9 protein-coding genes and 2 pseudogenes are annotated in these 8973 nt (G+C 68.9%); 5 read left to right on the top strand and 6 right to left on the bottom strand.

Going from position 1 to position 8973, the window contains the following annotated elements:
* On the top strand, positions 1 to 1432 hold a 1432-nt coding region (locus NLX86_RS34045; RefSeq protein WP_254375690.1), incomplete at its 5' end, for an asparagine synthase-related protein.
* Positions 1429 to 2172 (top strand): trans-aconitate 2-methyltransferase, encoded by a 744-nt coding sequence (locus NLX86_RS34040; RefSeq protein WP_254375689.1) that lies wholly within the window; start codon positions 1429 to 1431, stop codon positions 2170 to 2172. The genes NLX86_RS34045 and NLX86_RS34040, both read left to right, overlap by 4 nt.
* A 26-nt stretch (positions 2173 to 2198) precedes the next feature.
* Here NLX86_RS34040 and NLX86_RS34035 read toward each other — a convergent pair whose 3' ends face one another.
* Together NLX86_RS34035 and NLX86_RS34030 are read right to left on the bottom strand one after the other, a co-directional pair.
* A complete protein-coding gene (locus NLX86_RS34035; protein ID WP_254375688.1) occupies positions 2199 to 2468 on the bottom strand; it encodes a GntR family transcriptional regulator in 270 nt (89 codons plus the stop codon).
* 38 nt (positions 2469 to 2506) lie between these two features.
* Positions 2507 to 2756 (bottom strand): annotated as a pseudogene (locus NLX86_RS34030) (VOC family protein); the annotation flags it as partial.
* A 27-nt stretch (positions 2757 to 2783) separates the two neighbouring features.
* On the opposite strand from NLX86_RS34030, the gene NLX86_RS34025 reads away from it, so the two are divergent.
* On the top strand, positions 2784 to 3395 hold the full coding sequence (locus tag NLX86_RS34025; protein WP_254375687.1) for an ABATE domain-containing protein: 612 nt from the start codon (positions 2784 to 2786) through the stop codon (positions 3393 to 3395).
* The gene (locus tag NLX86_RS34020; RefSeq protein ID WP_254375686.1) at positions 3395 to 3781 is read left to right on the top strand and encodes an SRPBCC domain-containing protein; all 387 of its coding nucleotides are present in this window, start codon (positions 3395 to 3397) and stop codon (positions 3779 to 3781) included. Before NLX86_RS34025 ends, NLX86_RS34020 begins: the two co-directional genes overlap by 1 nt.
* 8 nt (positions 3782 to 3789) lie before the next feature.
* Here NLX86_RS34020 and NLX86_RS34015 read toward each other — a convergent pair whose 3' ends face one another.
* Positions 3790 to 4236, bottom strand: coding sequence for a helix-turn-helix domain-containing protein (locus NLX86_RS34015; protein ID WP_254375685.1), 447 nt, complete (start codon positions 4234 to 4236; stop codon positions 3790 to 3792).
* 156 nt (positions 4237 to 4392) lie between these two features.
* Here NLX86_RS34015 and NLX86_RS34010 point away from each other — a divergent pair, with 156 nt between their 5' ends.
* The gene (locus NLX86_RS34010) at positions 4393 to 5829 is read left to right on the top strand and encodes an MFS transporter (protein ID WP_254375691.1); all 1437 of its coding nucleotides are present in this window, start codon (positions 4393 to 4395) and stop codon (positions 5827 to 5829) included.
* Positions 5830 to 5896: 67 nt separating this feature from the next.
* On the opposite strand, the gene rarD is transcribed toward NLX86_RS34010, so the two are convergent.
* The 3 genes and pseudogenes from rarD to NLX86_RS33995 form a co-directional block, all read right to left on the bottom strand.
* Entirely contained in the window at positions 5897 to 6868 is a 972-nt protein-coding gene (gene rarD / locus NLX86_RS34005; RefSeq protein WP_254375684.1) for an EamA family transporter RarD, read from the bottom strand.
* A 196-nt stretch (positions 6869 to 7064) separates the two neighbouring features.
* Positions 7065 to 8114, bottom strand: coding sequence for a 2-oxoacid:ferredoxin oxidoreductase subunit beta (locus NLX86_RS34000; RefSeq protein WP_254375683.1), 1050 nt, complete (start codon positions 8112 to 8114; stop codon positions 7065 to 7067).
* A pseudogene (locus NLX86_RS33995) lies at positions 8107 to 8973 on the bottom strand (2-oxoglutarate ferredoxin oxidoreductase subunit alpha); the annotation flags it as partial. The gene NLX86_RS34000 and the pseudogene NLX86_RS33995, both read right to left, overlap by 8 nt.

Raw genomic sequence — 8973 nt, 5'->3', positions numbered from 1 at the left:
ATTCACCGGGGTATGCAAGCACAACACGACCGACAACGCACTTCTGCGACCAGCACTTTCGCAACAGACCCTAGTAGCCGAGTTCAACGATGACCACTCCCCGCATGTGAGCGTGAAAGTACGCGAGTGCAAGACCGGGGAAGCCGACTTTGTGGCACTCACCATGAAGCCGGGGGAAGCCCGGCTGTCCGCTGGGGTGTTCGGCACGGCTCCGCTCTACCTCATGGTGACAGGGGGAACGCTGTACGCGTCATGGGACCTTGCGGAGCTACGCCCCCACCTACGGCCCGAACAGCTCTTGCCACGCGTGGTTGCACGGACTCTGACCAGGCAGCACAGATACACTGCGGACACTCTGTTTGAAGGCGTGTTCCGTCTCACCGAACGTGCTACAGCCGTCTTCAACTCCTCCGGCCTTACCGTGCACTATCCCGAGCCCGCCGAGCACGTACTGGAACCCCGCGTTCTGCGGCCCGACGTGGACCCGATGAACGTCTTTGACTCGCTACTGACCGAAGCGGTCCGCGAAGCCCCGACGGCAACGGGGTGCGTCGGCATCGAACTTTCCGGAGGGGCCGACTCGGGCAACGTCGCTTTGGCGGTGAGCGCGGCTCGATTCAACTCTGTTCACAGCTTCGGGCTACTCATGGGCGGGCAGATCGGTGCCCAACAGCGTGAGCGGCGAGATGCGTTGGTGTCTCACTGCGGATTCCGGGACATCGCTGTTCCGGCCGTGCAACACCCGCCGTTCGTGTCGGGCGGTGTGCGAGCCCTCCGAAAGCCCCATGACCCCGCCGGGGCGTTCTATCAAGAGGCGTTCGACGTAATGCGTAACCAGGCTGCCGCGCGAGGGTGTGAGGTGATGTTCACCGGGAGCGGCGGGGACGAGATCAACGCGCATCATTCGAGAACGGGCACCAAACTTCCCCAAGCTCCGCCGGTGCCGTGGCTTGGTGGACGAGCCGTACAGGCACTCGCCGACGTGGACGAGCAACTAGCACCCATCCCCGTTCTGCCCGTACCGACGCTGATCGGCTTCGGGCTCCACAACCCCGGATTCCTCCGAGTTGGTGTGTGGCCCGTAAGCCCGCTCGTACACCCCCGCATCGTGCGGTTCATGGAACAGCTACCCCACGAGCACAAGCGCGGGAAAGCGATGTTCCGCGAGCGGCTACGCCGTGCCGGACTGTCCGAGCGGGTCGCCTCGCCGGCGGAGCCGGAAAACTTCCTGGGAGTCATGGAAGCGGGGTTGCGCACGTTCGGGCTGCCCGTCCTGGACGGCATGTTGCGGGAATCGCTGCTGGTGGATCTCGGCTACGTTGACCCGAAAGCGCTGGTCCAAGCCCGAGAGTACGCCGAGCATGCGCCCACGGTCCCTGATCTGCTGTGCGACGTGCTCGCCCTGGAAGTTGGGTTGCGAACGCTCGCATGACCAGCCCCGACATGGAAGCAAGGCGCATGGAAGATACGAACGTCTTCTACCGAGACCCCGCGCTGTATGACGCGGTGCAGTCGGACAGCGGCAGCGCCGAGACGTGCCAAGCGCTCATTGAGCGCCATAGACCAGACGCAAGCACTCTGGTGGACTTCGGATGCGGCACCGGGCGTGACGTGGAGATCCTGGCCAAGCATTACGAGTGCGTCGGGGTGGATCTCCAACCGGGCATGGTCGAGTACGCACGTCGTGTGCGTCCGGGGCTGGACTTTCGGGCCGGGGACATGCGCAGGGTGCGGCTCTGGAAGCGCATGGACGCCGTGACGTGTCTCGGGAACTCGCTCGCATACGTGCACGACAACGACGAGATCAGTAAGACGTTCGGCACGTTCGCTGCGCATGCGAGGGCGGGGGCCCTCCTCGTGATCTGCTCACCCGTGGCCCCGGTCATCCATACGGAGCCGACCAGCGCCGAAATCGAGACCCCGCGTGGACCCGCCACGGTCACCATTCGCTATGAATGGGACCTGAGGACGCAGATCAACACCATGCACAGACGTTGGGTTCTCGCGTCCGGCGAGCACGCGCAAGACGAGATCCGGCGGCGAGTGCTGTTCCCACGCGAACTGGAGCGCTACGCGAACGGCGAGGGCTTCGAAGTGGTGGACATGGTGGACGAGAACGGGGCCGGGCTCACGGGTTCGACCGCTTACACGGTGGCGCGGTTCTTGCGCTGATCTGTCCTCACTCCTGTTGAGCGGGGCTACTCGCCCTGGTGCTCGTCCCCGCCGGCGGGCGCTGCAACGAAGCTGCCCCGACCCCATTCGGTCCGGATGAGTCCGCGTTCCCGGAGCACCCGCACCGTTCGGCGGGCAGTCTCCCGAGCCACACCGAAGCGCTCGCACAACTCGGCTTCGCTCGGAATCGGGCTGCCTGGTGCGTACGTACCCGCCGCAATGTCGGCAGCGAGCGCGTCCCGTACGCGCATGTACGGGGCTCGCGGGGCGTTCGGGTCGGTGGGGCTCTCAGGCATGGGCGAAGCGTAGACAAATGGCCAAGTCCCGGCGACTAGAGCAGCCGGCGCCCGAGGCCCGATCCGCTGTCCGGCTCGTACGGGTCGTCCGGATGCCGGACGGCGGCGAAATCGCGCCATGCGGCGCGGCCGTGCGACTCCACCGTCGATCCGTCCGGCACCGCGCGGTACGTGCGGAGGCCGCTCGATGAGCGCGCTGTTGTCCTCGACCTCGTAGCCCAGGGCCGCGGCCCAGAAGTCGGCCTGCGCGTGCGGGTCGGATGCGTCGATCACGAGTTTCGAGTGCAGAGTATGTTAACCAGTTATAGTGGTTACATGAGCGAGTCGGCGACGGGACTGACCCTGCGAACGCCAGAAGGGCGCCCCTATCTCTTCGACCCCGGCGCGCTGAGCCTTGAGCTGCTGCCCACCGGCGGTCCGGGCGGGTTCGCGCGGTACGAAGTGCTGCACGCCCCCGCCGACCTGGTGCGATGGGCCGAGGAGAGCCGGCTGCCGGCCGGTCTGGAGCCGGTCGTGGCCGCCGCGGAGGTCGCGGCGGCCCGCGCCCTCCGGGACGCCTTGTGGCAGCTGGCCACGGACCGCGCGCACGGCCGCCCGCTGCGCCCCGCCGACCTGGCGGTCGTCAACGCGGCCGCCGCGCAGGAACCGCCCGCGCCCCGGATCGCCCCGGACGGCACCCGAGGCTGGATCCCCGGCGCCACCGGCACCCAGCTCCTGTCGGCCGTCGCCCGCGACGCGGTGGACCTGCTCACCGGGCCGTACGCCCACCGCGTCCGCGAATGCGGCTCGCACGACTGCTTCCTGCTCTTCGTCGACACCTCGCGCCCCGGCCGCCGCCGCTGGTGCGCGATGGAACGCTGCGGCAACCGCAACAAGGTCCGGGCCCACCGCGCCCGGCAGTACGAAAGTGCGAAGGAGACGAACTGATGCCCACAGGACTCACCCAGGACGCCGGCTGGGAGATCGGCGTCTCGAAGACCCTGCCCCATCCCCCCGACGCGGTATGGGAGTTCATCGCGAGCCCGGCGGGCGTCGCCCTCTGGCTCGGCGAGGGCGCACGGCTCTCGCCGGAGAAGGGCGCCGCGTACGAAACCGCGGCGGGCGTACGGGGCGAGACGCGCAGCTACCGGCCGGGCGACCGGGTCCGCGTGACGTACGGCCCCACGACCGTCCAGGTCGCGGTGTCGGCGGCGGGCCCCGGAAAGGCGGTACTCCGCTTCCACCAGGAGCACCTGGCGAACGCGGAGCAGCGCACCCGCCAGCGCGACCACTGGCGCGCGGTAATGGCCGAGGTGGTCAAGGCCCTGGCCTGAAACCGGGGTCAGCCGGCGGCGGCCGCCCGCTCCGACTCCGTGCGGGCGTCGTGCGCCTCGCGGGCCGCTGCCACCTCGGCCTGGTGCGTCTCCGTCCACGTCACCAGCGACTGGATGGTCTCGTGCAGTGTCCGGCCGAGCGGGGTGAGCGCGTAGTCGACGCGCGGCGGCACCACCGGATGCACCGTGCGGACGACGAGACCGTCCCGTTCCAGCTGGCGCAGCGTCACGGTCAGCATCCGCTGGCTGATGCCGTCGATCTTCCGGCGCAGCTCCGTGAAGCGCAGAGTGCGGCTGTCCAGGAGGGCAATGACCAGGAGCGACCACTTGTCCGCGATGCGGTCGAGGATCTGGCGGACCTGGCAGTCCTCCCGGGTGTCCCACTGGAAGGGATCCGCGTCGCCGTTGTCGGTATGCGCGCAGTCACTCGGTGACTTCAAAGTGCCTTCTTCCATGACACCTCATCCTGCCGCAGGATGCAGTTGGTTACAAGAGAGAACTGACCAGCTCTTGGGTAACCAGTCCCGACGCATCCCGCATCCGAGGAGTCATCCGTGTCCGCCACCGCCACACCCAACTCCACGCCTCCGACCGGCCCGACCCGCTCCTCCATGAGCGGCCGGGCCTGGGCTCTGCTGCTCGTCCTCTGCGGAACGATCTTCCTCGAGGGCATCGACGTCGCCATGCTCGCCGTCGCCGTCCCCTCGATCAGATCGGATCTGGAGCTCTCCACCGGCACCGCCGCCTGGGTCATGAGTGCCTACGTCCTCGGCTACGCGGGCTTCACGCTCCTCGGCGGCCGCGCCGCGGACCTGCTGGGCAGGCGGCGGATGTTTCTGGTCTGGCTCGCCGTATTCCTGGTCTTCTCCAGCCTGGGCGGTTTCGCCACCGAGGGCTGGATGCTGATCGTGGCCCGCTTCGTGACGGGCGTGGCCGCCGCGTTTATGACGCCCGCCGCCATGTCGATCATCACCACCTCGTACGAGGAGGGCCCCCAGCGCAACAAGGCCCTGCTCGTCTTCGCCGGCACCGCCGCCGGCGGATTCTCGCTCGGCCTCGTCATCGGCGGTCTGCTCACCCAGCTCGGCTGGCGCTGGGTCTTCTTCGCGCCGGTGCTGCTCGCGGGCGGGATCCTGCTCGCCGCTGTCCGGCTGATCCCGGCAGAGCCGCGTCCGGTCCGGACCGGAGGATTCGACCTCGGCGGCGCCGCTGCGGCGGCCGGCGCGATGCTGCTCCTCGCGTACGGGATCGTGCGCCTGGAGCACGGCATGAACGGCTGGCCGCTGACCCTGGCCGCCGTCACGGCAGGTCTGCTGATGGCCGCCGTCTTCGTCGCCGTCGAACGCCGTACGGCCTCCCCGCTCGTACGGCTCGGCATCCTCCGCAAGGCCGCGATGGTGCGGGCCGATCTCGGCGCGTTGCTCTTCGTCGGCTCGTTCTTCGGCTTCCAGTTCGTCGTCACCCTCTACCTCCAGGAACTGCGTGGCTGGTCCTCGCTCCAGACCGCGATCGCCCTGGTCGTGCTGGGTGTGGACGCCGTACTCGCCCCGACGCTCACCCCGCGCCTGGTGAACCGCTTCGGCAACGCGCGGGTCATCTTCGGCGGCTTCGTCCTGGCCATCGCGTCGTACGGGCTGTTCCTGCCGGTTGGCATGGACTGGTCGTACGCGGCGATGTTCCCGACGCTGATCCTCACCGGTACCGCCTTCGCGCTGGCGTACGGCCCGCTCACCATCGCCGCGACCGACGGGGTCGAGGAGCGGGAGCAGGGCCTCGCGGGCGGGCTGCTGGCCACCGCGACGCAGTTCGGCTCGGCGGTCGGCATCTCGGCGGTGACGGCGGTGTACGGTCTGGCCGCGGCCGGCGGGGACGGCTCCCCGCAGTCCACGCTGGAGGCGTTCCGCGCGGCGCTGACCGTGCCGGTGGTGATGGTGGTGCTGGGCGCGCTGATCACGTCCTTCGGCCTCCGCACCCGCCCGCGCACCCAGGAGAACAGGCAGGACACCCCGCAGTCCCCGGCCCGGACGCCGGCCGAGGCGGCCCACTAGCAGCGCGGGCAACACCAGAAAGGGGCGCCCCCACGGGGGCGCCGCTTCAGTGGTGTGGGCGGCGGGTTCAGGAAGCGGGGATGCGTTCCGCCTGCGGAGTGCCGACGAGCGGGAGCGGGGCCTGCGGAGCGGGCAGCCGGAGCGCGTCCGCCCGGGTACGGCGGGCCGTGCGCAGCGCGTCCCAGGTCAGGATCGCCAGCGCCGCCCACACGAGGGAGAAGCCGGCCCACTTCTCCGGCGGCATGGCCTCGTGGAAGTACACGATGCCCAGCAGGAACTGGAAGACCGGCGCCAGGTACTGGAGCAGTCCCAGCGTCGACAGCGGGACCCGGATCGCCGCCGCGCCGAAGCAGACCAGCGGGGCCGCGGTGACCACGCCCGTCGCCGCCAGCAGTGCGGCGTGGCCCGGTCCGGACGTACCGAAGGTGGCCGAGCCGGTAGAGCCCAGCCACAGCAGATAGCCCAGCGCCGGCAGGAACTGGACCGCCGTCTCCGCGGCCAACGATTCGAGCCCGCCGATGTTGGTCTTCTTCTTCACGAAGCCGTACGTGGCGAACGAGAACGCCAGGATGAGCGAGACCCACGGCGGCCGGCCGTAACCGATGGCCAGCGCCAGCACGGCGACGAAGCCGATCGAGACGGCGGCCCACTGCGCCGGCCGCAGCCGCTCCTTCAGGAACAGCACGCCCATCGCGATGGTGACCAGCGGATTGATGAAGTAGCCGAGGGACGCCTCCACCACCTGGCCGTTGTTCACGGCCCAGATGTAGACGCCCCAGTTCACGGTGATGACGGCCGCGGCGATCGTGATCAGCCCCAGCTTCCGGGGCTGCCGGACCAGCTCGGCGACCCAGCTCCAGCGCCGCAGCACCAGCAGCGCGATGCCGACGACCGCGAAGGACCACACCATGCGGTGGGCGAGTATCTCGATCGCACCGGACGGCTTCAGCAGAGGCCAGAAGAGGGGGACGAGCCCCCACATCCCGTACGCGCCGAAGCCGTACAGCAATCCCGCCCGCTGCTCGCTGATCCCCTTCACGGGCCCTCCCGGCCTGCCTGCCTTGCCTGTCCTGCCTGCGCCAATTCCACGAAGGTAACGGCGGGAGGGCCCGATGTCATACCCGTATCGCTATACGGTCATGACAGGGCGGCAGCGATCGACTCCGCGAGACATACGACGAGGCCCGGACCTCCTGAGGAGATCCGGACCTCGTCGGTTCGGGTGCGGTGGGGCGTCAGCCGACGACCGTCCAGGTGTCGCCGCCGGCGAGCAGCGCGGACAGGTCGCCCTTGCCGTTGTGTTCGATGGCGGCGTCGAGTTGGTCGGCCATCTGGGTGTCGTAGACGGGCCGGTCGACGCTGCGGAGTACCCCGATGGGTGTCTGGTGGAGGGTGTCGGGGTCGGCCAGCCGGGAGAGGGCGAACGCGGTGGTGGGGGAGGTGGCGTGGGCGTCGTGGACCAGGACCTGCGCCTCGTTCTCGGCGGTCACGGTGACGACCTTGAGGTCGCCGGTGGCGGGGTCGCGTACGACGCCTTTGCTGTTGTCGGTGCCGAAGCGGATCGGCCGGCCGTGTTCGAGGCGGATGACGGCGTCCTGGGCCTGGTCCTTGTCCTTGAGGATTTCGAAGGCGCCGTCGTTGAAGATGTTGCAGTTCTGGTAGATCTCCACGAGTGCGGTGCCGGGGTGGTCGGCGGCCTGGCGCAGGACCTCGGTGAGGTGTTTGCGGTCGGAGTCGACCGTGCGGGCCACGAACGACGCCTCCGCGCCGATGGCGAGGGATACCGGGTTGAAGGGCGCGTCGAGGGAGCCCATCGGCGTCGACTTGGTGATCTTGCCGACTTCGGAGGTGGGACTGTACTGGCCCTTGGTCAGGCCGTAGATCCGGTTGTTGAAGAGCAGGATCTTGAGGTTGACGTTGCGGCGCAGGGCGTGGATGAGGTGGTTGCCGCCGATGGAGAGGGCGTCGCCGTCGCCGGTGACGACCCAGACGGACAGGTCGCGGCGGGAGGAGGCGAGTCCGGTGGCGATGGCGGGGGCGCGGCCGTGGATGGAGTGCATCCCGTAGGTGTTCATGTAGTACGGGAAGCGGGAGGAGCAGCCGATTCCGGAGACGAAGACGATGTTTTCCTTCGCCAGGCCGAGTTCGGGCATGAAGCCCTGTACGGCGGCGAGGACCGCGTAGTCACCGCAACCGGGGCACCAGCGCACTTCCTGATCGGACTTGAAGTCCTTCATGGACTGCTTGGCCTCGGCCTTGGGGACCAGCGAGAGCGCCTCAGTCATTGATGGCCTCCTTGAGAGCTTCTGCGAGCTGCTCGGCCTTGAACGGCATGCCGTTCACCTGGTTGTACGACTGTGCATCGACCAGGTAGCGGGCCCGCAGCAGGGTGGCGAGCTGGCCGAGGTTCATCTCCGGCACCACTACCTTGTTGTAACGCCCCAGGACCTCGCCGAGATTCCGCGGGAAGGGGTTGAGGTGGCGCAGGTGGGCCTGGGCGATCGGGATCCCGGCGGTCCGCAGCCGGCGTACGGCGGCGGTGATCGGGCCGTAGGTGGATCCCCAGCCCAGGACGAGGGTGCTGGCGCCGTGGGGGTCGTCGGTGTCGAGGTCGGGGACTTCGATGTTGTCGATCTTGGTTTGGCGGGTGCGGACCATGAAGTCGTGGTTGGCCGGGTCGTAGGAGATGTTGCCGGTGCCGTCCTGTTTCTCGATGCCGCCGATGCGGTGTTCGAGGCCGGGAGTGCCGGGGACGGCCCAGGGGCGGGCCAGGGTCTGCGGGTCGCGCTTGTAGGGCCAGAACACCTCGGTGCCGTCGTCCAGGGTGTGGTTGGGGCCCTGGGCGAACTGGACTCGCAGGTCGGGCAGCTCGTCGAGGTCGGGGATCCGCCACGGCTCGGATCCGTTGGCCAGATACCCGTCGGAGAGGAGGAACACCGGGGTGCGGTAGGTGAGCGCGATGCGGGCCGCCTCGAGGGCGGCGTCGAAGCAGTCGGCGGGGGTCTTGGGGGCGATGACCGGGACGGGGGCTTCGCCGTTGCGGCCGTACATGGCCTGCAGCAGGTCGGCCTGCTCGGTCTTGGTGGGCAGGCCGGTGGAGGGCCCGCCGCGCTGGATGTCGACGATCAGCAGCGGCAGCTCCAG

The sequence above is a fragment of the Streptomyces sp. A3M-1-3 genome, assembly GCF_024213665.1.
Classification (GTDB): Bacteria; Actinomycetota; Actinomycetes; order Streptomycetales; family Streptomycetaceae; genus Streptomyces.
This window is presented reverse-complemented; position numbering and strand designations above follow the sequence as displayed.